The 26,579-nt window shown below is 36.1% G+C and carries 23 protein-coding genes; 11 read left to right on the plus strand and 12 right to left on the minus strand.

All coding sequences use genetic code 11. The features are described 5' to 3' along the window. From RBH94_RS07640 to xylA, 4 genes are all read left to right on the plus strand, one after another. Positions 1-2,064: an arylsulfatase gene (locus RBH94_RS07640; RefSeq protein WP_307883064.1), complete on the plus strand. Its 2,064-nt coding sequence runs from the start codon at positions 1-3 to the stop codon at positions 2,062-2,064. Positions 2,065-2,198: 134 nt separating this feature from the next. After that, entirely contained in the window at positions 2,199-3,185 is a 987-nt protein-coding gene (locus tag RBH94_RS07645) for a GntR family transcriptional regulator (RefSeq protein ID WP_307883065.1), read from the plus strand. Position 3,186: 1 nt separating this feature from the next. After that, complete coding sequence (locus tag RBH94_RS07650) at positions 3,187-4,674, plus strand: xylulokinase (protein ID WP_307883066.1); 1,488 nt, start codon at positions 3,187-3,189, stop codon at positions 4,672-4,674. A 12-nt stretch (positions 4,675-4,686) separates the two neighbouring features. Beyond that, positions 4,687-6,012, plus strand: coding sequence for a xylose isomerase (gene xylA, locus RBH94_RS07655; protein WP_307883067.1), 1,326 nt, complete (start codon positions 4,687-4,689; stop codon positions 6,010-6,012). Positions 6,013-6,086: 74 nt separating this feature from the next. On the opposite strand, the gene RBH94_RS07660 is transcribed toward xylA, so the two are convergent. Further along, complete coding sequence (locus tag RBH94_RS07660; protein ID WP_307883068.1) at positions 6,087-6,491, minus strand: hypothetical protein; 405 nt, start codon at positions 6,489-6,491, stop codon at positions 6,087-6,089. 137 nt (positions 6,492-6,628) lie between these two features. Beyond that, on the minus strand, positions 6,629-7,864 hold the full coding sequence (locus RBH94_RS07665; protein ID WP_307883069.1) for a 3-deoxy-D-manno-octulosonic acid transferase: 1,236 nt from the start codon (positions 7,862-7,864) through the stop codon (positions 6,629-6,631). 165 nt (positions 7,865-8,029) lie between these two features. On the opposite strand from RBH94_RS07665, the gene RBH94_RS07670 reads away from it, so the two are divergent. Together RBH94_RS07670 and galE are read left to right on the plus strand one after the other, a co-directional pair. Further along, a complete protein-coding gene (locus tag RBH94_RS07670) occupies positions 8,030-9,184 on the plus strand; it encodes a DegT/DnrJ/EryC1/StrS aminotransferase family protein (RefSeq protein WP_307883070.1) in 1,155 nt (384 codons plus the stop codon). Further along, positions 9,177-10,199 carry a UDP-glucose 4-epimerase GalE gene (gene galE, locus RBH94_RS07675; protein WP_307883071.1) on the plus strand — a complete coding sequence of 341 codons (1,023 nt, stop codon included), beginning with the start codon at positions 9,177-9,179 and terminating at the stop codon, positions 10,197-10,199. The genes RBH94_RS07670 and galE overlap by 8 nt, the downstream gene beginning before the upstream one ends. A gap of 91 nt (positions 10,200-10,290) precedes the next feature. On the opposite strand, the gene lspA is transcribed toward galE, so the two are convergent. The 5 genes from lspA to RBH94_RS07700 all read right to left on the minus strand — a co-directional run bounded on the left by lspA (position 10,291) and on the right by RBH94_RS07700 (position 15,361). Then, positions 10,291-10,812 (minus strand): signal peptidase II, encoded by a 522-nt coding sequence (gene lspA, locus RBH94_RS07680; protein ID WP_307883072.1) that lies wholly within the window; start codon positions 10,810-10,812, stop codon positions 10,291-10,293. 34 nt (positions 10,813-10,846) lie between these two features. Then, complete coding sequence (gene fabD, locus RBH94_RS07685; protein WP_307883073.1) at positions 10,847-11,728, minus strand: ACP S-malonyltransferase; 882 nt, start codon at positions 11,726-11,728, stop codon at positions 10,847-10,849. Positions 11,729-11,826: 98 nt separating this feature from the next. Further along, the gene (locus tag RBH94_RS07690; RefSeq protein ID WP_307883074.1) at positions 11,827-13,383 is read right to left on the minus strand and encodes an NAD(P)/FAD-dependent oxidoreductase; all 1,557 of its coding nucleotides are present in this window, start codon (positions 13,381-13,383) and stop codon (positions 11,827-11,829) included. 69 nt (positions 13,384-13,452) lie between these two features. Beyond that, positions 13,453-14,397, minus strand: a complete 945-nt coding sequence (locus tag RBH94_RS07695; RefSeq protein WP_307883075.1) for a DUF6807 family protein — start codon at positions 14,395-14,397, stop codon at positions 13,453-13,455. 67 nt (positions 14,398-14,464) lie between these two features. Continuing rightward, positions 14,465-15,361, minus strand: a complete 897-nt coding sequence (locus tag RBH94_RS07700; protein WP_307883076.1) for a dihydrofolate reductase — start codon at positions 15,359-15,361, stop codon at positions 14,465-14,467. 304 nt (positions 15,362-15,665) lie between these two features. On the opposite strand from RBH94_RS07700, the gene RBH94_RS07705 reads away from it, so the two are divergent. Further along, entirely contained in the window at positions 15,666-15,962 is a 297-nt protein-coding gene (locus RBH94_RS07705; protein WP_188223903.1) for an isoamylase early set domain-containing protein, read from the plus strand. A 69-nt stretch (positions 15,963-16,031) separates the two neighbouring features. On the opposite strand, the gene RBH94_RS07710 is transcribed toward RBH94_RS07705, so the two are convergent. From RBH94_RS07710 to RBH94_RS07730, 5 genes are all read right to left on the minus strand, one after another. After that, entirely contained in the window at positions 16,032-16,856 is an 825-nt protein-coding gene (locus RBH94_RS07710) for a thymidylate synthase (protein ID WP_307883077.1), read from the minus strand. A gap of 133 nt (positions 16,857-16,989) precedes the next feature. Further along, positions 16,990-18,513 carry a NupC/NupG family nucleoside CNT transporter gene (locus RBH94_RS07715; protein ID WP_307883078.1) on the minus strand — a complete coding sequence of 508 codons (1,524 nt, stop codon included), beginning with the start codon at positions 18,511-18,513 and terminating at the stop codon, positions 16,990-16,992. Positions 18,514-18,536: 23 nt separating this feature from the next. Then, positions 18,537-19,169 carry a bifunctional nuclease family protein gene (locus tag RBH94_RS07720; RefSeq protein ID WP_307883079.1) on the minus strand — a complete coding sequence of 211 codons (633 nt, stop codon included), beginning with the start codon at positions 19,167-19,169 and terminating at the stop codon, positions 18,537-18,539. Positions 19,170-19,290: 121 nt separating this feature from the next. Further along, positions 19,291-20,250: an electron transfer flavoprotein subunit alpha/FixB family protein gene (locus RBH94_RS07725; protein WP_307883080.1), complete on the minus strand. Its 960-nt coding sequence runs from the start codon at positions 20,248-20,250 to the stop codon at positions 19,291-19,293. A gap of 22 nt (positions 20,251-20,272) precedes the next feature. Next, the gene (locus RBH94_RS07730) at positions 20,273-21,019 is read right to left on the minus strand and encodes an electron transfer flavoprotein subunit beta/FixA family protein (RefSeq protein WP_307883081.1); all 747 of its coding nucleotides are present in this window, start codon (positions 21,017-21,019) and stop codon (positions 20,273-20,275) included. 157 nt (positions 21,020-21,176) lie between these two features. On the opposite strand from RBH94_RS07730, the gene RBH94_RS07735 reads away from it, so the two are divergent. The 4 genes from RBH94_RS07735 (at position 21,177) to RBH94_RS07750 (ending at position 26,566) form a co-directional block, all read left to right on the plus strand. Then, positions 21,177-22,154 (plus strand): pyruvate dehydrogenase complex E1 component subunit beta, encoded by a 978-nt coding sequence (locus tag RBH94_RS07735; protein ID WP_188223911.1) that lies wholly within the window; start codon positions 21,177-21,179, stop codon positions 22,152-22,154. Positions 22,155-22,217: 63 nt separating this feature from the next. Continuing rightward, on the plus strand, positions 22,218-24,713 hold the full coding sequence (locus RBH94_RS07740; protein ID WP_307883082.1) for a DUF5686 and carboxypeptidase-like regulatory domain-containing protein: 2,496 nt from the start codon (positions 22,218-22,220) through the stop codon (positions 24,711-24,713). Positions 24,714-24,860: 147 nt separating this feature from the next. Next, a complete protein-coding gene (locus tag RBH94_RS07745; protein WP_307883083.1) occupies positions 24,861-25,253 on the plus strand; it encodes a hypothetical protein in 393 nt (130 codons plus the stop codon). 227 nt (positions 25,254-25,480) lie between these two features. Continuing rightward, positions 25,481-26,566, plus strand: coding sequence for an efflux RND transporter periplasmic adaptor subunit (locus RBH94_RS07750; protein ID WP_307883084.1), 1,086 nt, complete (start codon positions 25,481-25,483; stop codon positions 26,564-26,566). Positions 26,567-26,579: the final 13 nt, after the last annotated feature.

The following is a 26,579-nucleotide window of genomic DNA, read 5'->3' on the forward strand; positions in this document are numbered from 1 at the left end:
ATGCTGAACATTAATAAATTAAGTGTATTAGTAAGTGTTGGCTTGTCTGTGTTGTTACCGTTTTCGATGAAAGCGCAGGAAACAAAATCAACCAAACCTAATATCATTTTTATTCTAACAGACGATTTAGGTTATGGAGATATCGGTGTCTTCTATCAAAACGAACGTAAAGCTAAAGCAGAGCGATCAGAACCTTGGACAAGTACTCCAAACCTAGATCAAATGGCTCACGAAGGAGTTATGCTCACACAGCATTACACGGCAGCACCGGTATGTGCACCTTCAAGAAGTTCGTTGTTAACAGGGTTGTCACAAGGACATGCTAATGTAAGAGATAATCAATTTGATAAAGCACTAGCCGATAACTATACTATTGCTAATGTAGCTCAGAAAATGGGGTATACTACAGCAGCCATTGGTAAATGGGGACTACAAGGAAGTAATGCTCAAGGTTGGCCAAGTGCTCCCAATAAAAGAGGTTTCGATTATTTTTATGGGTATATGCGTCATTCCGATGGTCATGAACACTATCCTGTAGAAGGAATTTATCGAGGCAAGAAAGAAGTTTGGGAAAACAATAAAGAAGTGTCTCAAGGTCTTGATAAATGTTATACGACCGATTTATGGACTGCAGTTGCTAAAAAGTGGATTGTCGAGCAAACAAAAGCTGAAAAACCATTTTTAATGTATTTGGCTTACGATACACCGCATGCTGTATTAGAATTACCAACACAGGCATACCCTAATGGAGGTGGTTTAAATGGGGGTTTGCAATGGACGGGAACATCTGGACGAATGATTAATACAGCATCCGGAATGCCAGATTCATATATGCATCCGGAATATGTTAATGCCACTTATGACGATGATAATGATAAGAGTACGCCTGAGGTAGCGTGGCCTAAAACTTATAAACGGTATGCTACCAGTGTAAGGCGTATTGATGATGCTGTGGGTGATGTTATTCAATTACTTAAAGATTTAAATATTGATGATAATACCTTGATTATTTTTACTTCCGATAATGGCCCGTCTAATGAATCGTATTTACCAAAAGGTTATGCAGCTAATAATCCCGAATTTTTTGATAGTTTCGGTCCGTTTGACGGAATAAAGCGTGATGTCTTGGAAGGTGGAGAACGTATGCCTTTAATAGCGAGATGGCCAGGTCATATTCCGGAAAATGTAAAGGTAGATGAACCTAGTATTTCATATGACTGGTTGCCAACATTTACTGATGTTGCAGGTTTTTCAGCCCCTGTTATTAGCGATGGTGTTTCTATTTTGCCAGCTTTAACAGGAAGAGAGTCTCAGGAAAAATCATTGATTTATTCCGAATATGTTTTTCCCGGAAAAACACCAGGTTACAAAGATTTTTCGCCGAACAATCGAAACCGACTTCGTAAGCAGATGCAAATGATTCGATTAGGAGACTTGGTAGGTATTCGTTACAATATTCAGTCTGCCAATGATGATTTCGAAATTTACGATGTAATTAATGATACACATCAATCCCATAATTTAGCAGGAGCTGATTCGTTAGTTGAGGTTCAGCAACAAATGAAAGTTAAGGTGCTTCGTATTCGCCGTGCCGATGACAAGGCTAAACGTCCTTATGATGATGCGCCTGTGCCTGCATTAGCTAACGAAGCATTTAAAGCAGGATGGAATTGGAAGTCATTTAAAGGGGAATTTCCTTGGTTGCCTAATTTATCAACAATGGAACCATTAAAGGAAGGTCATGTTTCAAAATTAAGTAAACTGAAGTATCGTAAAGGTTTAGGAGAGTTCTTTTTGTTGGAAGGAAACATTGATATTCCAAAAACAGGAATGTACACATTTGAATTTAGTACTGTTGAAAAAGGCGTTGTAAGAATACATGAAGCCATTTTATTTGATGCAGACTATGGTTATACATCCGGAACGGTTAAAAAAACATCTATGGTTCTTGAGAAAGGAACGCATCCTATTAAAATTTATCTTTCTAATAAAGGGAAAGAACAACAACCATTTCAGTTATCTTATAAATTGAAGAGTAGCGAAAGTATTAAATCTGTTCAGTGATTTTATTCGTAATTGATTAGAAAGGTGGTTTAAATCATTCAAAAAAAGGGAACTATGTAAAAATTAGTTCCCTTTTTTGTTTTCATATTGAAAAAATAATTACTTTTACAAACCAGAACAGAACAGAACGGTTAATGCTTTTTGAGTTAAATTTTAATAGTGATATTCCAAAATACCAGCAGCTTGTTAATGCTATAAATGATGCTTTGTCCAACAATACGTTAGGTAGTGGTGATCCGTTGCCATCTGTTAATGTGATGTGTAAAGACTATAGTTTATCGAGAGATACGGTATTTAAGGCCTATTCTATTTTAAAGGAAAATGGCGTGATTGAATCGGTTCCTAATAAAGGGTATTTTGTTGCTAACGATACCAGAAAGGTACTTTTGGTTTTAGATACATTTAAGGCTTACAAAGAAGTGTTATATCATTCATTTGTTAATGATTTACCTAAAAATGTGATTGTCGATGTGCAGTTTCATCACTATAACATTAATAATTTTAAAACTATTTTACAGAACAGTAAAGGAAAGTATTATAAGTATGTGGTGATGAGTTTTAATCATAAGGAAGTCCCGACTGTTTTGGCGGAGTTTGAGAAAGATAAATTATTGCTAATCGATTGGAATATTCATTCAGAAGATGATAATAATTATGTGTTTCAAGATTTCGGTCAGGCGTTTCAAGAAGCTTTAGAACAGGCCGTTTTAGCATTTAAAAAGTATAAACGTGTGGTGTTCGTTTATCCTGCGTTTACAAGTCACCCTCCAGAAACGGTAGCCAATTTTAAAAGGTTTTGCGATACTCATAAATTGAATTATAAAGTCATTACAGAGGTTAATGATTTTAAAGTAACTAAAGGAGAAGCATACATTAGCGTTAGTGACCGTATTTTGGGAAACTTTTTAGAGCAATGTCGCAACAATAATTTTGAGCCGGGAACCGATGTTGGCTTTTTGTCGTATAACGAAACCCCAATGAAGCCATTTATTTATAAAGGTATTTCGGTGGTATCGACAGATTTTAAAGCCATGGGAGCTACGGCAGCAGATTTTGTAAATGAGGATAAAACAATACAAAAATATATACCAACAAAACTAATATTAAGAGAATCATTATAACATGTATTATTTAGGACTAGACATAGGAAGTTCTTCAATAAAGGCTGCACTTGTAGAAACTGAAACGGGAAGAAGTATTGCTGTTGTTCAGGAACCTGAAGATGAAATGAGCATGTATGCTGAAAAAAATGGCTGGGCAGAGCAACATCCCAACGATTGGTGGCAGCATGTTTGTAAAGCAATTTCACGATTAAAATCAGAAAATAATATTGAGGCTAATCAAATAAAAGGCATTGGTATATCTTATCAAATGCACGGCCTGGTAGTTGTCGATAAAGACGGAAAGCCACTTCGAAAAAGTATTATTTGGTGCGATAGTCGGGCGGTAGATATTGGTAATAAGGCTTATGAAACCATTGGAGAAGAAGTTTGTACTAGCAGTTTATTGAATTCTCCGGCGAATTTTACAGCGTCAAAATTAAAATGGGTTAAGGATAATGAACCTGAGGTTTATAAGCAGATTTATAAATTCATGTTACCAGGAGATTATATTGCTTATAAGTTTTCGAATACTATTAACACAACTATTTCAGGTTTGTCTGAAGGTGTCTTTTGGAATTTTAAAAATGATAATATAGCCGATGTGCTTTTAGGTCATTATGGTATAGATGAAAACCTGATTCCCGATCTTGTTTCAACTTTCGGAATACAATCGATTGTATCTAAACAAGGCGAAACAGAAAGTGGTATTTCCGCTGGAACGCCTATTTTTTATCGTGCGGGAGACCAGCCTAACAATGCATTATCGCTAAATGTTTTTAATCCAGGAGAAGTCGCTTCAACAGGAGGAACATCGGGTGTAATTTATGCAATAACCGATAGCCTTTCAGTAAAGGAAAGTTCGCGGGTTAATAATTTCGCTCATGTAAATTATACAGAGGGAGAAGAAGCTAGGATTGGTAAATTACTTTGTATTAATGGCGCCGGAATTCAGTACCGTTGGTTATTAAATAATTTAGATGTCTCTTCTTATGAAGAGATGAATACGTTGGCTAATGAAATTCCGGTGGGTTCCGATGGTGTTTGCTTGATTCCTTTTGGTAATGGAGCCGAACGGATGCTGAATAACAAAGACATTGGTACCCGCATTTTAAATCTCAATTTAAATAACCATCATAAAGGGCATTTATGTCGAGCTGCGCTTGAAGGTATTGCGTTTTCGTTTGTTTACGGCATGGAAATTTTAACCTCCGATGGTATAAAGCCCACCGTTATCCGTGCAGGGAATGATAATCTGTACCGTTCCGAGATTTTTGCTAATACCGTTGCCACTTTAATCAATCAGGATATTGAAATTTATAATACCACGGGAGCTATAGGAGCTGCCCGAGCGGCCGATTTGCATAAAGGTGATTTTGAAAGTTTTGGTAAACGTATTATGGAAAACGATTATGTGATGACCTATAAACCACTTGAAGATAAAACCGCTTACCAAGAGGCGTACAACAATTGGAAAAAAGAATTAGAAATTATTTTAAAGAACAAATAAACAATAGATACAATGGCATTAATAGGAGATAAAGAATACTATAAAGGTATTCCAGAAATTAAGTTCGAAGGTAAAGAGTCAGATAACCCGTTGGCGTTTAAATACTATAACCCAGATCAGGTTGTAGCGGGTAAAACCATGAGAGAATGGTTTAAATTTTCGGTAGCCTATTGGCATACCTTCTGTGCAAAAGGAGGCGACCCTTTTGGTACAGATACTATGAGTTTTGAATGGGATAAATCTTCGGACCCAATTCAGGCTGCAAAAGATAAAGCGGATGCCGCATTCGAGTTCATTACAAAAATGGGATTCGGGTACTATTGTTTCCACGATGTAGATTTGGTACGTGAAGGTAATTCATTTGGTGAATTAGAAAGTAGATTGGCAACTGTTACAGACTATTTAAAAGAAAAGCAAGCGGCTTCAGGAGTAAAATTATTGTGGGGAACTGCCAACTGTTTTTCTAACCCTCGTTATATGAATGGAGCGGCAACCAATCCAGATTTTAATGTGCTGGCTCGTGCTGGAGGACAAGTTAAATTGGCTTTAGATGCAACTATCGCTTTAAACGGAGAGAACTATGTGTTCTGGGGAGGTCGTGAAGGTTATATGAGTTTGTTAAATACCGATATGGGGCGTGAGTTAGATCATATGGGGCAGTTTTTAACCATGGCAAGAGATTACGCCAGAGCTCAAGGATTTAAAGGTAATTTCTTTATTGAGCCAAAACCAATGGAGCCAATGAAGCATCAGTACGATTTTGATACCGCTACTGCTATTGGGTTTTTAAAAGAATATGGTTTAGATAAAGATTTTAAAATAAATGTTGAAGTCAACCACGCTACTTTGGCACAACACACCTTTCAGCATGAACTGGAAGTGGCTGCAAAAGCAGGAATGCTAGGAAGTATGGATGCTAACCGTGGCGATTACCAAAACGGATGGGATACCGACCAATTCCCTAATAGTATTTTAGAAACTACAGAAGCGATGCTTGTCTTCTTAAAGGCAGGAGGCTTACAAGGTGGAGGTGTGAATTTCGACGCTAAAATAAGAAGAAATTCTACCGATTTAGAAGATGTCTTCCATGCGCATATTGGTGGGGCAGATACTTTTGCAAGAGCTTTATTGACTGCTGATAAAATTATTACCTCGTCACCTTACGATAAGTTAAGACAAGAACGTTACGCGTCATTTGACTCAGGCAAAGGAAAAGCGTTTGAAGAAGGAAAATTAAACCTTCAAGATCTTTATCAAATTGCTCAGGATAACGGGGAATTGAAGTTACAAAGTGGTAAGCAAGAATTGTTCGAAAATATACTTAATCAATATATTTAAGTTTAGCTAACAATCTGAATGAAAAAAGACTGCTGAAAGGCAGTCTTTTTTTATTCTTTAATATTTTTTAGAAATTAATCTTTCTTTTTCTCGTAGTGCTCATCAGTAATTTTTTGTACTTCTGCTTCAACAGCATCACTGGCATCTTGTAAAGCTTTTCCAGTAGATTTAGCCGCATCATCAACAGCTTTTTCTGCTTTATCAAGTGCTTCATTTGTAGCATCAACAGCATCGTTAGCCATATCGTCTATGTCGTCAGCAGCTTTTTCAAGAGTACTTTCTGTTTCCTTCATAGCGTCATCAGCAGCTTCCATAGCATCATCTGTGGCTTCTTCAACGTCCTCTGCAGCATCTTCTACGGCGTCACTAACGTTTTCCATAGTTTCTTCAACAGAATCCGATTTTTTGGTATCTCGACAAGAGATGAAACTTAAACTTAAGGTGAGTAGAAGGGCAGTGCTTAACAATAGTTTTTTCATTAGTTTTTGATTTTAGGTGTTGATTATAAATATACTAAATTTAATTGTAGAAGTATGTTTACTCTCTATAAATTAAATGCTTACATGTATATACGACTAAATGAATAGTATAGACGTTCTTTATAAAACAGCTAAAATTAAAGACCTAGATAGTTAATAATTTTATTTACGGCACCTTTGTGGTTTTTAATGTAAGTGGCATTGTTGTTTCCGGTAAGTTCGCGCTTGGCTTTATCCGTAATGAGTTCGGTTAAAATAGTATCGAATTCCGTTTGGTTAGCAATTGAAAACATACCATTATTATCAATTAAGGCTTTAGCTTCTGGAAATTTATCATAAATATTTCCAATAATAATTGGTACACCAAACACAGCAGGTTCTAAAGTGTTGTGAAGTCCTGTACTCCCTAAGGCGCCACCAACATAGGCGATGTCGGCATAATTGTAGATTTTTGTTAAAATACCAATGGTATTCACAATAAAAACCTCTGCGGTTTTTAAATCGCGTTGCTCTTTTTCCGAGAATAAAACACTTTCAACTTCAAGTTTTTCCTGAATATTTTTTATTTGGTTCGGTTTGATGTTATGTGGAGCAATAATGAATTTAACATCTTGTGAAGTATGATTGTTGATATAATTAATCAATAAACCTTCACCTTCTGGCCAGGTACTTCCGGCAACAACACAAAGTTTATCTTGCTTAAAATCTTCAATAAATTCTAAAGTGTTGTCAATTTCTAACTGACTTGAAACACGATCAAAACGGGTGTCGCCAGAAACTGTAACGTTATTGTAGTTTATTGATTTAAGTAGTTTTTTAGAAGCTTCATTTTGAGTGAAAATATGTTCGAAAGCAAATAAGGCTTGTCGCAAATGTTGTCCATAGAATTTAAAATACGATTGATTAGGTCTAAATGCAGCTGATATAAGAATGGCACGTAATTGTTTTTTCTTAAGTTCATTCAATAGGTTAGGCCAGATATCGTACTTAACAAAAACGGTAAGTTCTGGTTTTACGAAGTCGATAAAACGTTTGGCATTATGTTTTGAATCCAAAGGAAGATAAACCACCGCATCGGCAATCGGTGAATTTTTTCTAATCTCATAACCTGAAGGTGAAAAAAAGCTGAGAACAATTTTATGATCTTTGTAGTGTTCACGTAGCACTTTAAAAACAGGAAGACCTTGTTCGTATTCACCTAAAGAAGCACAATGAAACCATAGGGTTTTGTCTTTTGGCGATATGTGTTTTTCTAAAATAGAAAGTGTTTCGTGTCGCCCTTCAACTCCTTTTTTAATTTTATCGTTAAAAGGAGCGATACATTGCAGTCCGAACTGCGCTAATGTAATGCCTGTATTGTAAATAAAACTCAATGCGTTATTTGTTTGGTGCTAAAATACATTTCTTTAATGCAAATTCATTGGTTACCGCTTACTAATTTCGTAATTTCGTAGTCTATTAACTCCAAATACAAGTGTTAGTAAAAAAGTGTCTTTCTAAATTTTATTAAAGCTTGTAAATAGTTACAATTTTTTTAGATGAAAAGTATTCAAATGGTTGATCTTAAAGGTCAATATAATGAGATTAAAGATGAGGTAAATACTTCAATACAAGAAGTTTTAGAAACCACAGCATTTGTTAACGGACCGAAAGTTCATGAATTTCAAAAGAACTTAGAGCAATATCTAGGTGTAAAGCATGTTATCCCTTGTGCTAACGGTACCGATGCTTTGCAAATAGCTATGATGGGTCTTGGGTTACAGCCAGGTGACGAGGTAATTACGGCCGACTTTACCTTTGCAGCAACAGTTGAAGTTATTGCTTTATTGCAATTAACACCAGTTTTAGTAGATGTAAATGAAGACGATTTCAATATTAATATTGAAGCGATAAAAAAGGCAATTACACCAAAAACAAAAGCTATTGTTCCTGTGCATTTATTTGGGCAGTGTGCCAATATGGAAGCTATTATGGAACTAGCTAAGGAGCATAATTTATATGTAATTGAAGATAATGCTCAAGCTATAGGCGCAGACTACACTTATAAAGATGGAACGAAAGCAAAGGCAGGAACTATTGGGAATGTTGGAGCAACGTCATTTTTTCCTTCAAAAAATTTAGGGTGTTACGGTGATGGTGGAGCCATATTCACAAACGATGACGATTTAGCACATACCATTAGAGGGATTGTAAATCATGGAATGTACGAACGTTACCACCACGATGTAGTTGGTGTAAATTCTCGTTTAGATAGTATTCAGGCAGCGGTGTTAAATGCTAAGTTGCCAAATTTGGACACCTATAACAAAAAACGTCAAGCTGCAGCAAAAAAATATACGGCCGCTTTTGAAGGTGTTGAAAATATAATTACACCAAAATTATCTAACGGTTGTACAGAGATTTGCGATACCTGTGATTGTCACGTATTTCATCAATATACCTTACGTGTAAATAGCACAAAAAGAGATGGTTTAGTGAAGCATTTAAATGAAAATTCTATACCTTGCGGCGTCTATTATCCAATTCCGCTTCATAAGCAGAAGGCCTATGCAGATGAAAGATATAATGAAGCTGATTTTGTAGTAACAAATCAATTGGTGCAGGAAGTGATTGCTTTACCTATGCACACCGAGTTGGATGATGAGCAAATTGCACACATAACATCAACAATAATAAACTACATTAATGAGTAAAATTTTAGTTACAGGTGGATTAGGGTTTATCGGATCCCATACTGTTGTAGAATTGCAAAACGAAGGCTACGAGGTCGTAATTATCGACGATTTATCAAACTCATCTGAAAACGTATTAGACGGTATTACGGCTATTACTGGAACAACGCCCATCTTTGAAAAATTAGATTTGAAAGATAAGGCTGGAGTTGAAGCATTTTTTAAGAAACATAACGACGTAGAAGGCGTAATTCATTTCGCAGCTAGTAAAGCGGTAGGTGAGAGTGTTCAGGAGCCTTTATTGTATTACGAAAACAATATTAGTACATTGGTTTATATTCTTAAAGAATTAAAGAAACTACCATCTGCAGCATTTATTTTTAGCTCATCATGTACCGTTTACGGCCAGGCAGACGAATTACCTATTACCGAAAATGCACCGGTTAAATTAGCAGAGTCACCTTACGGAAATACCAAACAAATAGGTGAGGAAATTATTAGAGATACTTGCAAAGTAACACCATCATTAAAAGCGATTGCGTTACGTTATTTCAATCCGGTAGGAGCACATGAGTCTGTTGAAATAGGAGAACTTCCAATCGGGGTGCCTCAAAACTTAGTGCCTTTTATTACACAAACCGCTATAGGGCTTCGTGAAGAGTTATCTGTTTTTGGTGATGATTATCCAACACCAGATGGAACATGTATTCGCGATTATATTCATGTGGTCGATTTAGCAAAAGCGCATGTTGTTGCCTTAAAACGTTTGTTAGAAGGTAAGAATAAAGAGAACTACGAAACCTTTAACTTAGGAACAGGAAAAGGAAGTTCTGTTTTAGAAGTGGTTCAGGCGTTTGAACGCGTTTCAGGTGAAAAATTAAAATATAAAATTGTAGGTCGTCGTGAAGGTGATATTATTTCAGCTTATGCCGATACCAATAAAGCAAATAATGAATTAGGTTGGAAAACTGAATTAACTCTTGACGATGCGATGCGTTCGGCATGGAATTGGGAAAAGAAGGTTAGAAGTAAATAATTCTTAATCGTTTAGATGCAAAAAAAGGCTGCAATATTTATTGCAGCCTTTTTTTATTTATTGTCATTCTGAACTTATTTCAGAATCTAATTTATTCGGTGATTGTTACTTTTTTCTTGTTTTTAAAACTGGCAAACAATAGGATAAACATTCCCGCTGTTACCGAGACATCGGCCATATTAAAAATTCCGGTTCTAAAAACGCCGCCCAAATCAATAAAGAAAAAATCGGTTACCGAACCGTATACAATGCGGTCGTATACATTAGCGATACCACCACCAATAATGCTGGCAAAAGCAAATAACGACCAAGGGTCTATAGTTTTATCTTTTAAGATATGACGTAATACAAAACCTAAAACCACAATCGGTAAAATAAGTAATACAATAAGTCTAAGCGTCGGGTTTAAATCGCTACCCATTCCTAAAAAGGCACCAGTGTTTTCAACATTCATCATGACAAACATATCGCCAATAACAGGAATACGTTCTCCGGGACTTACTTCGGTTCGTGGTTCGATACTCTCTCTTACAATAACTTTAGAAATCTGATCGACTGCAATGGTAATCACAATCACTAAAATAATGTATAAGGTACGCTTAGTAAACTTCATGTATTAATTATTTTTCTAAAGGTCTATTATAGACTTATACGGTTGCAGAAGCTGTTTCAGCCTGTCTGTCAATTTTTTTAACTAATCCTTGTAAAACATTACCTGGGCCAACTTCGGTAAATAAAGTTGCACCATCGGTAATCATTTGTTGTACTGATTGTGTCCAGCGTACAGGAGCTGTTAACTGAGAGATTAAATTGGTTTTAATCGCATTCTCATCGATAACGGCATTAGCAGTTACGTTTTGGTAAATCGGACAGTTTGGTTTACTGAAAGTCGTATTTTCGATAGCCGCTGCTAATTCTTCACGAGCTGGCTCCATTAAAGGTGAGTGGAAAGCACCACCAACTGGTAATACTAAGGCACGGCGTGCACCTGCTTCTTTTAAAGCTTCACAAGCTTTGTTAATCGCTTCAATTTCTCCAGAGATTACTAACTGACCCGGGCAGTTGTAGTTTGCAGCAACCACAACACCTTCTGTAGAAGCACATACCTTTTCAACGATTGCATCTTCTAATCCTAAAACAGCAGCCATGGTACTTGGTTGTAATTCACAGGCTTTTTGCATCGCTAAAGCGCGTTGAGAAACTAATTTTAAGCCGTCTTCGAAATTTAAAGCACCGTTAGCAACCAATGCTGAAAATTCACCTAAAGAGTGTCCGGCAACCATATCTGGTTTAAAGCTATCACCTAAAGTTTTAGCCAAAATTACAGAGTGTAAAAAGATAGCTGGTTGTGTTACTTTAGTTTCTTTAAGGTCTTCGGCAGAACCTTCGAACATAATATCCGTAATATTGAAACCAAGAATGTTGTTGGCTTTTTCGAATAATTCTTGAGCTAAAGGAGAGTTCTCGTAAAGATCTAACCCCATACCTGTAAATTGTGCGCCCTGACCAGGAAATATATAAGCTTTCATCTGTTTATTTTTATTAGATTTTTTAGTGGTGCAAAAATAGGAATATTTTTTCTAAGATACTTTTGTTTGTTTTCTTATTGAATAACAATAAGTTGCCGTTATAAGCCGGCGATTGCTGCCTCAGCACAGCGCTCACCATCCATGGCAGCCGATACGATGCCACCGGCATAACCACCGCCTTCACCACAAGGGAATAAACCTCCTATTTGCGGATGTTCCAAACGTTCGTTTCTGGGAATACAAACCGGTGATGAGGTTCTCGATTCGACGCCAACAATATTAGCTTCAGCAGTATAATACCCCTTCATTTTTTGTCCGAACGCCGCAAAGCCTTTTCGTAATCTACTACCAATCAATTTTGGCATTAAAGAGTGTAGCGGGCTCGAATTTAATCCGGGTTGGTAAGACGTCGGGTTTAAATCTGCCGATAGTTTTCCTTCCACAAAATCGGTTAAACGTTGTGCAGGAGCTACCTGACTTCGGCCACCAGCCGTAAATGCCATACGCTCTAAATTCTTTTGGTATTCCAACCCTTTTAAGGCACCAAAGTGTTCGTATTTTGGTAAATCACGATTCACATCAATTTCAACTACAATACCAGAATTGGCAAATAAGTTATTACGTTTAGATGGTGACATCCCGTTAACAACAACTTCACCGTTTGCGGTTGCAGCAGGAACAATAAATCCGCCAGGACACATACAAAATGAATATACACCGCGGTCGTTAACTTGTTGAACCAAACTATAGGAAGCAGCAGGTAATAATTCGTGACGCTCGCCACTACAATGGTACTGAATACTATCAATAATATGTTGAGGATGTTCTACACGAACGCCCATAGCAAACGATTTTGCTTCTAAGGCAATTTCTTTGTCGTGTAATAAATAGAAAATGTCGCGAGCCGAATGTCCTGTTGCCAGAATAACACGGTCGGCAGACATTTCATCTTTCCCATTTAATTGAATGGCTTGTATTTTATTGTTTTTAATAATGAAATCGGTTACGCGCGTTTCAAAATGTACTTCGCCACCATATTTTAAAATGGTTTCACGAATATTTTGAACCACTTTTGGGAGTTTATTCGTTCCAATGTGTGGATGCGCATCAACCAAAATCTGATCGGTAGCTCCGTGATATACTAAATTTTCAAATATACGACGCACATCACCACGCTTTAAACTTCTCGTGTAGAGTTTACCATCACTATAGGTTCCGGCACCACCTTCACCAAAGCAGTAATTAGAGTCTTCATTCACAAAATGCTGTTGGTTAATGGCGCGCAAATCACGACGACGATCCTGAACATTTTTACCGCGTTCTAAAACAATAGGTTTAAAACCTAATTCAATACAGCGCAGGGCCGCATACATTCCGGCAGGTCCAAAACCAATAATATGAATAGGTTTGGCTTTCGATACATCTTTATAATCAAATTGATATTCTGAAGATTTTGGCATCACCTCACGTATATAAACCGCCACTTTATAGTTAAAGATAATTTTAGGTTTACGCGCGTCAATAGATTTACGAAGTACTTTAATACCTGTAATATCTTCCTTGTCGATATCAAGTGCCTGAGCCGATTTAATAACTAAAATATCATGGTGTTCCTCTTCCTTAAGAGTGACACGAAGTTGCAATTCTTTAACCATGCTGCGAAATTAGTGAAAATAGCCATGAGTTTATTAAAAAGTATACTCTAAAGGTTTTAAAGGGCCTTTTTAGTATGCTTTTTTATAGGCTTTATAAAGTTTAGAAAGGTTTAAGGTGTTTACATTACCATTATGAACCATTAACCGGTAACGTAAAATAGTAGGTTTGGTATTTGATAAAGGAACGGTTTCTTTTCCAGGGAAGGGGTAAACTGCATTCTGCATGCTTCGTTTTTGACGTAATATCCAACGGTTTTGTTTTCCTGGATTTGAGGGATGGCAAAAAATGGTTAGTCCAGCCATTGATTCGTTTTTACCTAGAGTACCAGAAATATCCATCCAGTTACCAGCTTTCACAGGAAGGTTTTTAGGAGTCACTTTACCTTTGTAACTTGTAAAAATAACATCTTCAGTAAGTTTTATTCTTGGTGAAAATCCGCCGTACCCTTTTTCGTCTTCCGAACCGCCAATACGCATTTCTGGTTCTAAAGCTAATAACTGAATTTCAATGTCAATGACACGGTGATTTTCGGTTTTAGGATGAACGGTAATACTTGTAGTTTCTTTTACAAAGGGTTTTTCGTTACCTGCGGAATCTAACCATAAATTCGATTTCCAGAAGACTTCGGTTTGTATCGTTTTAGATTTATTGTTTGTATAGATTTCTTTTACCGAAGTTACATTCCAACTAAAATTTTCAATTTCCCAACCATCGCCAATGCGCTTATCGCCTATGTAAAGTTGATGCCAAGCCCAAAAAATGCCGCGGTGGTGGACATGATCTTCAGGGAAATCTTCGGTTAAAATCTCGCCATCTAAACTGTAAAGTGGATGAATGTAATTGGCTCTTTTGTAATTCCCGTTTATGGACTTATCGGAAATTTGATAAACAAGAATGCTGTCTTCACCTTGAGTAAAATAAGCTTGATCCTTATTTATTGCAACAGACACCGTTTGGGCTTCTGTAGTAGAAGCGAAAAGTAATGAAATAATGAATAATGGTATTAGTCGCATTGAAAAAAATATGGCCTTAACAAATTACGTAAAATTACTGTAACCTGTTAAAGCCATTATGCTGAGTTTATTTTCTCTGATAAGTTAAAAATGTAAAATCGTATTCGTTTTTCTCACTTTTTTGGTGGAACTCATGTGCGGTCTCTTGCCAGGTTTCAGAATCTATTTCAGGGAAAAAGGTATCGGCTTCAAAATCGGCATGAACGCGAGTAATTTCAATTTTGTCAGCAACTTCCATGGCTTGTTTGTAAATTTCACCACCGCCAATAATAAAAGGCTGTTCATCGTTTTTAGCGATAGCAATAGCGTCTTCTAAATTATTTACCACAATAACTCCTTCAGGAACTTCGTAATCACTTTGTCTTGTAATAACTACGTGTGTTCGGTTGGGTAAAGGTTTTGGGAAACTTTCAAAAGTTTTACGTCCCATGATAACGTGGTGTCCGCTGGTCAAACTTTTAAAGCGCTTTAAATCATCACTAATGTGCCAGATAAGTTTGTTGTCTTTTCCAATGGCATTGTTTTCAGCTGCAGCAACAATAATGGTTAGGTTGTCGTTTTTTGTCAATTTTTGATTTAATTTTTTTAATAAACTTTCGTCAGAGGGAAGGCTGGCTTTAAGCTTTTCAATACGTTCCTGTTGCTTAGCTACAAGTTTGTTTAATTGTGCTTTCTCCCATTCTTTACCCATAAATCGGTGCGTTACAAATACAGAAAAGAAATGATATGTTAGAAAGAAAAACCAGATAAGAATAGCCATAACAAACCAGTCTTGCCCCAAAATTTTAAACTCGGCGCCAATACCCAAAACAATATTGGCAATTATAAAAAACACTGATGCAATTAAGAAAAATACAAAGTGTCGGTATAGCCCTTTTTTCTTTTTAATGCGTCGCTGTGCATTTTCAATAAGCTCTAGTTGTTCCTTGTCTATTTGTGGTTTTGATGACTTTTTTCCAAACATAATACTTGTTTTACACAGCAGTAAAGTTAAAGCTTTTTGTTGATATCCCTTACTTTATTTTCTTAGTAGAAATACGGAGCGGTTTTTATAAATGACAAATAAAAAGTGATTGAAAATCAGTTATTAATATTCGTTTTAAACTGATAATTATCTAAAATTCATTGGGTGAAAAATAGGAGGATTAAATTTACAATAGGTCATTATTAATAAATTGATAATTCTTTGCCTTAAAGCATGTTAGAATGTAACCTATGTTAAATTCTTTGTTATTTTTGTTAGTATAACAATCACTAAAACTTATATTATGGCTATTTCAAAACAGTACTTAAAAAGTAAACCAGTATGTAAAGTAACGTTTTCTATTCTTGCTGAAGACGCTAAAAAAGTATCCTTAGTGGGAAGCTTTAATGAGTGGAATACAAAGGCAACTCCATTAAAAAAATTGAAAAACGGAACCTTTAAAGGTGTTGTTGATTTAGATAAAGACGGATCTTACGAATTTAAATACGTTGTAGACGGAACTTACGTGAATGATGATGCTGCCGATGCGTATGTATGGAGCGATTTTGCTGCTGCAGATAATAGTGTTGTAACCGTGTAAAAAAATGCTTATCGATAAAAAATACATTAAAAAAGGCTTCCTTTATTAAAAGAAAGCCTTTTTATTTTTTTATACGGCAACCACACCTTTAATATGCGGATGCGGATCGTAATTTTCTAAAGTAAAATCTTCAAATTTAAAATCGAAAATATCTTTGATTTCGGGATTTAATTTCATGGTTGGTAATGGTCTTGGTTCGCGTGACAGTTGTAATTCTAACTGTTCAAAATGGTTGCTGTAAATATGTGCATCGCCAAAAGTGTGGATAAATTCCCCTGGTTGGTAGCCACAAACCTGTGCCATCATCAAGGTGAATAACGCGTACGAAGCGATGTTAAAAGGTACACCTAAAAAGATATCGGCACTACGTTGGTACAATTGACATGATAATTTACCATCGGCAACATAAAACTGAAAAAAGGCGTGGCATGGCGGTAAAGCTGCTTTCCCATTAGCTACATTTTCACTGAAACTTTTTGATGTATCAGGTAACACCGAAGGATTCCACGCTGAAACCAGCATGCGTCGGCTGTTCGGATTGTTTTTTAAGGTGTCGATAACTTCTTTAATCTGATCGATTTCATCGCTATTCCAGTTACGCCATTGGTGACCGTAAACAGGACCAAGATCGCCGTTTTCGTCTGCCCATTCGTTCCAGATACGTACCCCGTTTTCGGTTAAATATTTAATATTGGTATCGCCTTTTAAAAACCAAAGTAGTTCATAAATAATAGATTTTAAATGCAATTTTTTAGTGGTTACCATAGGGAACCCTTCATTTAAATCGAATCGCATTTGGTATCCAAAAACACTCTTCGTACCAGTTCCGGTACGATCTCCTTTTTCATTTCCATGTTCTAAAACATGTTTTACTAAATCGTGGTATTGCTTCATAATGTTATTGGTCTATGAAAATAAATTCAGCTGAAAGTAGCGCTGTATTTTCAAGGCATAAAAATAGAAAAAAGCGGTAAGCTAAAGACCTGAAATTCTTTTAATTTATTCTAAAGTTATTAACTGAAATTGTTTAACCGATAATCATACCAGCGATAGTTGCAGAAACTAAAGATGCGATGGTACCACCAATTAAAGCTTTCATTCCGAATTTTGATAAAGTTTTACGTTGCCCTGGAGCCAATGACCCGATGCCTCCAATTTGAATTCCGATAGAAGCGAAGTTAGCAAAACCACATAGCATATACGTTGCCATAATAATAGACTTTTCATAAGTTAAATGAATACCATTAGTAGCATCTTTTAAATCGCGAAGTTGGATGTAACCAATAAATTCACTGGCGGCTAATTTAATACCAAGTAATTGCCCCATCATCATCATGTCTTCTTGGGCAACACCAATAAGCCACATTAATGGTGCGAAAACGTATCCTAAAATAAGCTCAATGGATAAGCTTTGATAACTTGTATTATCGGTAACCCATGAATTGAATGTTGTTATATCTCCAATCCAACCTAAAATACCATTAAACATGGCAATGAAGGCTACAAAAACTAAAAGCATACCACCTACATTAACGGCTAGTCTTAGACCTTCGGTGGTTCCGTTGGCAATAGCATCTAAAAAGTTAGCACCTATTTTTTCCTGAGAAACGGATACATCTGTTTTAACGTCCTCGGTTTGCGGGTATAATATTTTAGAAATAACAATAGCTCCTGGTGCCGCCATAACCGATGCTGCCAATAAGTGTTTAGCATAGAATAAACGCATCACTTCGTCGTCGCCTCCTAAAAAGCCAATGTATGCAGCAAGTACGGCACCGGCAACAGTTGCCATACCTCCAATCATAACCAAAAGCATTTCAGATTTATTCATTTTTTCTAAATACGCCTTGATTAGAAGTGGTGCCTCGGTTTGTCCTAAAAAGATATTTCCGGCAACACTTAAACTTTCTGCTCCTGAAATTTTCAGAGCCTTTGAAAGTAACCAGGCCATGCCTTTCACAACTTTTTGAATGATACCTAAATAAAATAATACAGAGGTTAACGCTGAGAAGAATATAATAGTAGGCAATACCTGAAAAGCAAAAATATAGCCGAAGGTATCCATGTCAACAACTAATCCTTCGAATAAAAATTTACTTCCTGCTCTGGTGAATTCAAGTACTGAAACGAATAATCCACCGATAAATTCAAATATGGTTTTTATAAAATCAACTTTTAATACTCCAAAGGCGATTAATAATTGAAAAGCCAATCCAATAGCAACAATTTTCCAATTAATGGCTTTTCTGTTACTGCTAAATAAAAAAGCAATGAAGATTAAGGACAACATACCCAAGGCACCACGCAATAGACTATTAAATGTAAAGCCTTGACTTGGAACGATAGGGGAACTAACAGTTGCTTTAGACTCTTCAATGATAATGACCTCTTCGGAAACTGAGGGTATAGACGTTAGAGAATCGGTTTGAGTGGAAATCGGTTCAGATACCTCTGTTTGTATGCTATCGGGTGTTGTATTTTTGTTTTGCGCTAAGGCTGTTGATGTAAGTAATGACAGGATTAGGGCAAGAGACAAAAATACGTGTTTCATAGTATGCTTAGGTTATTTGAGGGTTATTCGCGTTTAGAAATTTCATCCCGAATATGCGCTGCTTTTTCGTAGTCTTCGTTAGCGACTGCTTCGTCGAGTAAATTTTGTAATTCCTTTAGAGTTTTTCCTTTATAGCTTTCGCGAGGTGTAGAGCTTGTCGATTCTACTTCGTCTGCTAACAGGTCATCTACAAGAATACTGTCTTGAGACTCTTCGTTTTCTTCGTCTTCTTTTTTAGGATTTACTTTTAAATAAATTCCGGCTTTATCCAAGATATTTTTATAGGTAAAAATAGGAGCATCAAAACGCAAGGCTAAAGCAATCGCATCGCTGGTTCTGGCATCTATAATTTCTTCAATGTTATCGCGTTCGCAGATTAAACTTGAGTAAAAAACACCATCTACCAACTTATGAATAATTACTTGTTTTACAACAATATCAAATCGGTCGGCAAAATTTTTAAATAAGTCGTGTGTTAATGGTCTTGGAGGACGAATTTCTTTTTCTAATGCAATAGCAATAGACTGCGCTTCAAAAGCACCAATAACGATAGGTAATTTTCGGTCGCCGTCTTCTTCATTTAAAATCAGTGCGTAAGCACCGTTTTGGGTCTGGCTATAAGAAATTCCTTTTATATTTAATTTTACTAAACTCATATGTTATAAAAAACGCAAAGAACTGTTTAAATTAGGACTTTACCAACTGCCTAGGGCAGATTTACGAATATAATGCCAATTTAAGCAGTTCTTTAAAACTATACAATTTATAAAAAATAATTTATTGTTGAGCTTTAAACGCTTTTAATTTTTCGATAAGTTCAGGTACAACTTGAAAGGCATCACCTACTACGCCATAGTCGGCTGCTTTAAAGAAAGGTGCTTCCGGATCGGAGTTGATGACAACTTTAACTTTAGAAGCGTTAACACCAGCTAAATGCTGAATAGCTCCTGAAATTCCGATAGCAATATATAAGTTTGATGCTACTGGTTTACCGGTTTGACCTACGTGCTCGCCATGTGGTCTCCAACCTAAATCGGATACTGGTTTTGAGCAGGCTGTTGCAGCACCAAGTACATCGGCTAATTCTTCAATCATACCCCAGTTTTCAGGGCCTTTTAGTCCGCGACCACCAGACACCACGATGTCGGCATCGGCGATACTTACTTTATCTGAAGCTTTATCAACAGATTCCACTTTTACTCCTAAATCGGTGATAGAAGGCGTGAAGGCTTCTTCAGTAGCACTTCCAGATGCTTCAACTACTCCGAAAGCATTGCTGGAAACACCAACGATTTTTACATCGGTACTGATTGCGATATCTTCAAAGGCTTTATTGGTAAATGCATTACGTTTTACTGTAAAAGGCGCTGTGCTTGATGGCGCAGCAATAACATTTGAAGCGTATCCGGCATTTAAAAATACGGCTAAAAGCGGTGCTAAATATTTACTGTTTGCACTCGAGCTTAAAACTACAACTTGAGATGCTTCTTTTTCTGCGGCCTGTTGAATAGCTTCTGCATAGCCTTTTGCGTTAAAAGTATCTAATTCACTATTTGAAACGGTTAAGACTTTGTCTACACCATAATTTCCTAAAACAGAAGTGTCATCGGTATTAATTGCGATAGCAGTTACTGTTGTACCCAATTGATCGGCAACAGATTTTGCATAAGAAGCGACTTCAAATGCTACTTTTTTAAGTTTTCCTTGTTCTGATTCTGTATATACTAAAACTGACATGTTGTTCTTTTTTGAAGGTTAATTAAATCACTTTAGCTTCGTTGTGAAGTAAGTCTATTAATTCATCTAGGTTATCTGCCGATACTAATTTAACAGCACCTTTTGGCGCTGGTTTTTCAAATTTAACAGAAGCTGTTTCTGTGTTTGTATCAACAGGCTCTACAACGGTTAAAGGTTTTTGACGTGCCATCATAATACCACGCATATTAGGAATACGTAAATCACTTTCTTCAACAATCCCTTTTTGAGTTCCAATAACAAGAGGAAGAGATGTTGATACGGTTTCTTTTCCGCCGTCTATTTCTCTTGTAGCAGTTGCCGAAGTTCCTTCAATATCCAGTTTTATACAGTTATTTATAAAATTAGCGTTGGTTAACCCGGCAATCATTCCTGGAACCATTCCGCCATTATAATCAATAGATTCGCGACCTGCAATTACTAAATCGTAACCACCTTCTTTTACCACATTTGCTAATTGTTTAGCCACAGAAAATCCATCTGTTGCAGGTGCATTCACACGAATGGCAGCATCTGCACCAATAGCTAAAGCCTTACGAAGTGTAGGCTCAGTTTCTGCACCACCAACATTAACCACAGTTACATTGGCTCCTTGCTTTTCTTTAAACCACATCGCACGAGTTAGTCCAAACTCATCATTTGGGTTGATTACAAATTGCACACCGTTAGTGTCGAATTTTGTGTCGCCATCGGTAAAATTAATCTTTGATGTAGTGTCTGGAACATGACTAATGCACACTAATATTTTCATAATAATTTTTATTTAATAAGTCTATTTTGGTTGCGGCTACGAAGTTAATTATTTTATTCTGAATATTTATTATGCACGCATAATAAATTTTAAATAATTCTTTAATAAGAATATAGCTTTTATTCCTATTTTTGTGACTCGAATTAAAATAGATTTAATGAAGACAATACAATTTAGAGAAGCTATCTGCGAAGCCATGAGCGAAGAGATGCGTCGTGATGAGAGCGTATACTTAATGGGTGAAGAGGTAGCAGAGTATAATGGTGCTTACAAAGCATCAAAAGGAATGTTAGATGAATTTGGGCCTAAGCGTGTAATCGATACGCCTATCGCAGAGCTTGGTTTTGCAGGTATTGCTGTAGGATCTACAATGACGGGTAACCGACCGATTGTAGAGTACATGACCTTTAACTTTTCTCTTGTTGGAATTGATCAGATTATAAATAATGCGGCTAAAATCAGACAAATGTCTGGTGGACAGTTTAAATGTCCAATCGTATTCCGTGGACCAACAGCGTCTGCAGGACAGTTAGGAGCAACGCACTCACAAGCTTTTGAGAACTGGTTTGCTAACACGCCAGGTTTAAAAGTTATAGTGCCATCGACGCCTTACGATGCTAAAGGATTATTAAAAGCGGCTATCCGTGACGACGATCCGGTTATTTTCATGGAAAGTGAGCAAATGTACGGTGATAAAGGAGAAGTGCCAGAAGGTGAGTATGTATTACCAATTGGTGTTGCCGATGTAAAACGTGAAGGTAGCGATGTAACGATTGTATCTTTTGGAAAAATTATTAAAGAAGCTTTTAAAGCTGCTGAAGAATTAGAGAAAGAAGGTATTTCTTGTGAGATTATCGATTTACGTACGGTTCGTCCTTTAGATAAAGAAGCGATTTTAGAATCGGTTAAAAAGACAAACAGATTAGTTGTTTTAGAAGAAGCTTGGCCATTTGCTAACGTATCTTCTGAGATTACTTATATTGTGCAGTCTGAAGCATTCGATTACTTAGATGCGCCTGTTGTAAAAATCAATACTGCTGATACACCAGCCCCTTACTCTCCGGTGTTATTAGAAGAATGGTTACCAAATAGTAACGATGTTATTAAGGCCGTTAAGAAGGTATTGTATATATAAAACTATTATTTTTACGTTATATAAACTTCATCAACATAACTGTTGGTGAAGTTTTTTTGTATTATGAACTTAAGACTACTTTTTATATTTTTTTATTTTGGAATGATTACGGCCTTTGCCCAAACAAAGGTTAGTGGTTATGTGTTCGATGAATACGATCAACCGGTGTCATTCGCTAATGTATTGTTTCAAGGATCTACCAAAGGCACCATTACTGATGAAAATGGTAAGTTCTATTTAGAATCCGACGACACCTGGGATGGATTAACTGTATCCTTTATAGGTTACGAAACCTTGATTGTTTCTTTAGATAAAAAAGTAAATTATAACTTAAAGTTCATATTAAAAGAAGAGGCAGCTCAGCTCGATCAGGTGGTTATCGTATCAGGAAAACAATCTAAAAAAGATAATCCGGCAATTGATATTCTTCGAAAAATCTGGGAACATAAACGTAAAAATGGCTTGCGATTGTACAACCAGTATCAATACGATAAATATGAAAAAGTAGAATTTGATATTAATACCATCGATAGTGCGCTTATAAAAAGTAAACTGTTTAGAGGGATGGAATTTGTGTTCGATGAGGTCGACACATCTAAAGTCACCGGGAAAACTTATTTACCTATTTTTATTAATGAAGCTGTGTCAACGGTGTACGGTGATAACGAATTGAATAAGGAAAAGGAAGTGTTAAATGGTAATAAAAATTCTGGTTTTAGCGATAATCAAGTAATTATTGATTTTGTTGATGACCTGTATTCCGATTATAACATTTACGATAACTATATGAAGTTTTTCGATAAAAGCTTCGTGAGTCCTTTGTCCCGAACCGGAATCAATACCTATAATTATGTCTTAGGCGACAGTGCTTATATTGATAATAAGTGGTGTTACAACATTGTGTATTACCCGAGACGAAAAAACGAATTGACTTTTAAAGGCGATTTTTGGGTTGCCGATACAACCTATGCAATCAAGTCTATTAATCTCCAGGCTTCAAAAAGTGCCAATATAAATTGGGTAAAAGACATTTATATAGAACAGGAATTTGAAGTGGTTAGCGATTCCATATTTTTGGTGAAGCGCGATTATATGATGTCTGACTTTGCTTTTAAAAAGAAAGAACAGGCGAGAGGTATTTATGGCAAGCGAACGACTCTTTTCAATAATTATAAATTTGATATAGCAAAGGATAAGAAGTTTTACGAAGCCGAAGTTTTCGATTACGATGAAGAGGTCTACGAAAGAGACGATTCTTTTTGGGAAGAAAATCGAATGGAAGCTTTAAATAAAGATGAAAAAGGAGTTTATAAAATGTTAGACACCTTAAAAACGGTTAAAAAGTTTAAGCGTCTTTATAATTTGGGAAGCATTTTAACTTCAGGATATATAGAATTCAATAGTTTACCCTTGGATTACGGACCCATTTTTTCAACTTTCGGATTTAATGAAGTTGAAGGTGTGCGCATACGAACCGGAGGAAGAACTTATTTTGGTAAAAACGATTTATGGCGACTAGAAGGCTATCTGGCCTACGGATTAAAAGACGATAAGTTTAAATACGGCATTTCAGGGAAATGGCTTTTAGATAAAAAGAACCGATTTATTATATCGGCAGGAAACAGACGAGATGTAGAGCAAATCGGGGTGAATTTAACAACTAATACTGATGTGCTGGGTAGAAGTTTTGCATCGTCGGGGTTAATTACTACAGGGCCAAATGATAAACTAACCAGCATTAATTTAACGAGTTTGTACATTGAGACCGAGCCGTTAAAGAATGTGGTGTTTAAAATAGGAGGAAACTACCGTACACTTGAATCGGCGTCACCAACTTTTAGTTTAGATTATAATACTGAAGACGGTGTGGCATCCGAAATTAAACAATTTGAATCGTCGCTATCAGTATCGTATTTTCCAAAGCGAAAAATGACAGGGTATGGCGTAGAGCGTTTACATGCCAATGATGATTATGCAAGTCTGTTTGCGCAGGTAACCAGAGGTGATGAAGGATTTTTTAATAGTGATTTCGATTATACCAAGCTGCAATTTTCGTATACACAACCTTGGCAAATTGGTGGATTTGGACGGTTAACGACAGTACTGGAAGCAGGGAAAACAATTGGAGAATTACCATTGGGATTATTAAGTATTGTTCCGGGTAACCAGTCGTATTTTTCAATTTACAACACCTTTTCACAGTTAGATTATTATGAGTTTGTAACCGATACCTACGCATCTTTTCATGTGGAACATAACTTTAACGGCCGATTATTTTCAAGAATTCCGTTCTTAAGAAAACTGAATCTGCGTGAAATTGTAAGCTTTAGAAGTGCCTGGGGAGAGCTTTCAGACGAGAATATTGCTTTAAATACTACAGATAATCCGTATGCTGTTCCTCTAGTGGCGCCTAGCGATGAAGTCTATTATGAATATGGCTTCGGGATTGGAAATATTTTTAAAGTGTTTAGAATCGATTTTAACTTCAGAGGAAATTATTTAGATAATCCTGATGCTAGAAAATTTGGTATAACAGGAACGTTTGGCTTCTATTTTTAGAATTTTATTTTTATTAGGTATTGTTAAATACTTTATTGATAGTTTTTTAGTTCAAAAAATCAAAACGACATTAATTAACACTTTAACAAATTTTTATGTTAAACCTTTTGTTTAGTTAAATAACCCGACATAGTTTTGTTTTCCTAAATGAAAAAATCGTTTTTTAAATATCTTCTTTTTCTACTGGTATTCGTTTTAAACGGATATAATCAGTTGTATGCTAATGAAAGTGGGCAAGACGACCATTCTTTTCTATGCATTAAGCAGCATTATGATAATCAAGTTTCAGCTAATCATCAGTTAAATTTTACTCATGCGACTTCAGATGAGTCGTTAGATTTAAAAGTAACTGAAATAGAAATTGAAGAGAGTGAAAAGGCACTTTCAAAAAAGATAGGGCAGGATAATGCGTTTACCGTATTTTACTTAGCTTCAGAACATCACTACAATATTAATAATAAAAGCCTTATTCCTAGCGGGCTTTTTTGCTATACGCTCTTTAGTAAGCGTCACATTTTATTCCAGGTATTTAGAATATAGAATTGAAATAAGGCAGTTGATCTGTCTTGTTTATGGCATGCTTATGCCTTGTTACATTCTTTTTTATCACAAAAAAGGAATGCCCGCTTGTATTTCTATATTCCGAAAATAAGCAAAACCAAATTTTATTAATTATTACAAAATGCACTTCGGCGAGACATTAGACTTGTTGTGAGCTGTGTTATGCTTTGGTGCGTTTTAATCTGAATCAAAACACCCTATAACAGATGACAAAAAAGTTTCTATTGGTAACAGGCATGTGCGCCTTGTTACTATCTACTAGTTGCGAATCAAAACATGAAAAAAAGGAAAAGGAAGTCGCCTTCTTAGTTACCAACCCCGTGGTTATGGATACTACGATTACTAAAGATTATGTGTGCCAAATCCATTCCATAAGAAATATTGAATTAAGAGCACTTGAAAAAGGATATTTAAAGGCGATTCATGTTGACGAAGGGCAGGCCGTAAGAAAAGGACAGAAAATGTTCGATATCATGCCTAACGTGTATCAAGCTGATTTACAAAAAGCGAAAGCTGAAGCAGAAGTTGCAGAAATTGAATATAAAAACACAAAAATGTTAGCTGATAATGATGTGGTTTCTGCAAACGAATTAAATATGAGTAAAGCAAATTTCGATAAAGCGAAAGCTGAAGTCGCCTTGGCGGAAACTCATTTAAGCTTTACCGATATCCGAGCACCGTTTGATGGCATTATGGATCACCTGAATGTTCGTGAAGGTAGTTTGTTAGATGAAGGTGAATTATTAACGTCTTTATCAGATAACAGTAAAATGTGGGTATACTTCAACGTGCCTGAAGCCGAGTATCTGGATTATATCATGAATCATTCTAAGGAAAGTGCAAAAGAAGTAAGTCTTTTAATGGCCAATAATAAAAAATTTCCGCATGATGGAAAAGTGGAAACAATTGAAGGAGAATTTAATAATGAAACCGGAAATATTGCTTTCAGAGCAACTTTCGATAATCCGGAAGGGATTTTAAGACATGGTGAAACCGGAAGTATTCTTATGAAAGTACCTTACAACGAAGCCATGATTATTCCGCAGAAAGCGACCTTCGAAATTTTAGACAAAAAGTATGTTTTTGTTATCGACAAAGACCATGTTGTAAGACAACGTGAAATTACTATAGAAGCCGAGTTACCACATCTATTCATTGTTCAAGAAGGATTGTCTACTAAAGATCATGTACTTCTTGAAGGTATTAGAATGGTGAAAAATGGCGAAAAGATTCATACCAAGTTTGAAAAACCTATTGAGGTTATGGCAAGCTTAGATATGTATGCAGAGTAATTTAAAAAACTTA

The sequence above is a fragment of the Aestuariibaculum sp. YM273 genome (genome assembly GCF_030908365.1).
Taxonomy (GTDB): domain Bacteria; phylum Bacteroidota; class Bacteroidia; order Flavobacteriales; family Flavobacteriaceae; genus Aestuariibaculum; species Aestuariibaculum marinum.

Excerpts from the sequence above, each read along its gene's own strand:
- RBH94_RS07640 (WP_307883064.1), top strand. The coding sequence starts at position 1 with ATGCTGAACATTAATAAATTAAGTGTATTAGTAAGTGTTGGCTTGTCT.
- RBH94_RS07645 (WP_307883065.1), top strand. The coding sequence starts at position 2,199 with ATGCTTTTTGAGTTAAATTTTAATAGTGATATTCCAAAATACCAGCAG.
- RBH94_RS07650 (WP_307883066.1), top strand. The coding sequence starts at position 3,187 with ATGTATTATTTAGGACTAGACATAGGAAGTTCTTCAATAAAGGCTGCA.
- xylA (WP_307883067.1), top strand. The coding sequence starts at position 4,687 with ATGGCATTAATAGGAGATAAAGAATACTATAAAGGTATTCCAGAAATT.
- RBH94_RS07660 (WP_307883068.1), bottom strand. The coding sequence starts at position 6,491 with ATGAAAAAACTATTGTTAAGCACTGCCCTTCTACTCACCTTAAGTTTA.
- RBH94_RS07670 (WP_307883070.1), top strand. The coding sequence starts at position 8,030 with ATGAAAAGTATTCAAATGGTTGATCTTAAAGGTCAATATAATGAGATT.
- galE (WP_307883071.1), top strand. The coding sequence starts at position 9,177 with ATGAGTAAAATTTTAGTTACAGGTGGATTAGGGTTTATCGGATCCCAT.
- lspA (WP_307883072.1), bottom strand. The coding sequence starts at position 10,812 with ATGAAGTTTACTAAGCGTACCTTATACATTATTTTAGTGATTGTGATT.
- fabD (WP_307883073.1), bottom strand. The coding sequence starts at position 11,728 with ATGAAAGCTTATATATTTCCTGGTCAGGGCGCACAATTTACAGGTATG.
- RBH94_RS07690 (WP_307883074.1), bottom strand. The coding sequence starts at position 13,383 with ATGGTTAAAGAATTGCAACTTCGTGTCACTCTTAAGGAAGAGGAACAC.
- RBH94_RS07695 (WP_307883075.1), bottom strand. The coding sequence starts at position 14,397 with ATGCGACTAATACCATTATTCATTATTTCATTACTTTTCGCTTCTACT.
- RBH94_RS07700 (WP_307883076.1), bottom strand. The coding sequence starts at position 15,361 with ATGTTTGGAAAAAAGTCATCAAAACCACAAATAGACAAGGAACAACTA.
- RBH94_RS07705 (WP_188223903.1), top strand. The coding sequence starts at position 15,666 with ATGGCTATTTCAAAACAGTACTTAAAAAGTAAACCAGTATGTAAAGTA.
- RBH94_RS07710 (WP_307883077.1), bottom strand. The coding sequence starts at position 16,856 with ATGAAGCAATACCACGATTTAGTAAAACATGTTTTAGAACATGGAAAT.
- RBH94_RS07715 (WP_307883078.1), bottom strand. The coding sequence starts at position 18,513 with ATGAAACACGTATTTTTGTCTCTTGCCCTAATCCTGTCATTACTTACA.
- RBH94_RS07720 (WP_307883079.1), bottom strand. The coding sequence starts at position 19,169 with ATGAGTTTAGTAAAATTAAATATAAAAGGAATTTCTTATAGCCAGACC.
- RBH94_RS07725 (WP_307883080.1), bottom strand. The coding sequence starts at position 20,250 with ATGTCAGTTTTAGTATATACAGAATCAGAACAAGGAAAACTTAAAAAA.
- RBH94_RS07730 (WP_307883081.1), bottom strand. The coding sequence starts at position 21,019 with ATGAAAATATTAGTGTGCATTAGTCATGTTCCAGACACTACATCAAAG.
- RBH94_RS07735 (WP_188223911.1), top strand. The coding sequence starts at position 21,177 with ATGAAGACAATACAATTTAGAGAAGCTATCTGCGAAGCCATGAGCGAA.
- RBH94_RS07740 (WP_307883082.1), top strand. The coding sequence starts at position 22,218 with ATGAACTTAAGACTACTTTTTATATTTTTTTATTTTGGAATGATTACG.
- RBH94_RS07745 (WP_307883083.1), top strand. The coding sequence starts at position 24,861 with ATGAAAAAATCGTTTTTTAAATATCTTCTTTTTCTACTGGTATTCGTT.
- RBH94_RS07750 (WP_307883084.1), top strand. The coding sequence starts at position 25,481 with ATGACAAAAAAGTTTCTATTGGTAACAGGCATGTGCGCCTTGTTACTA.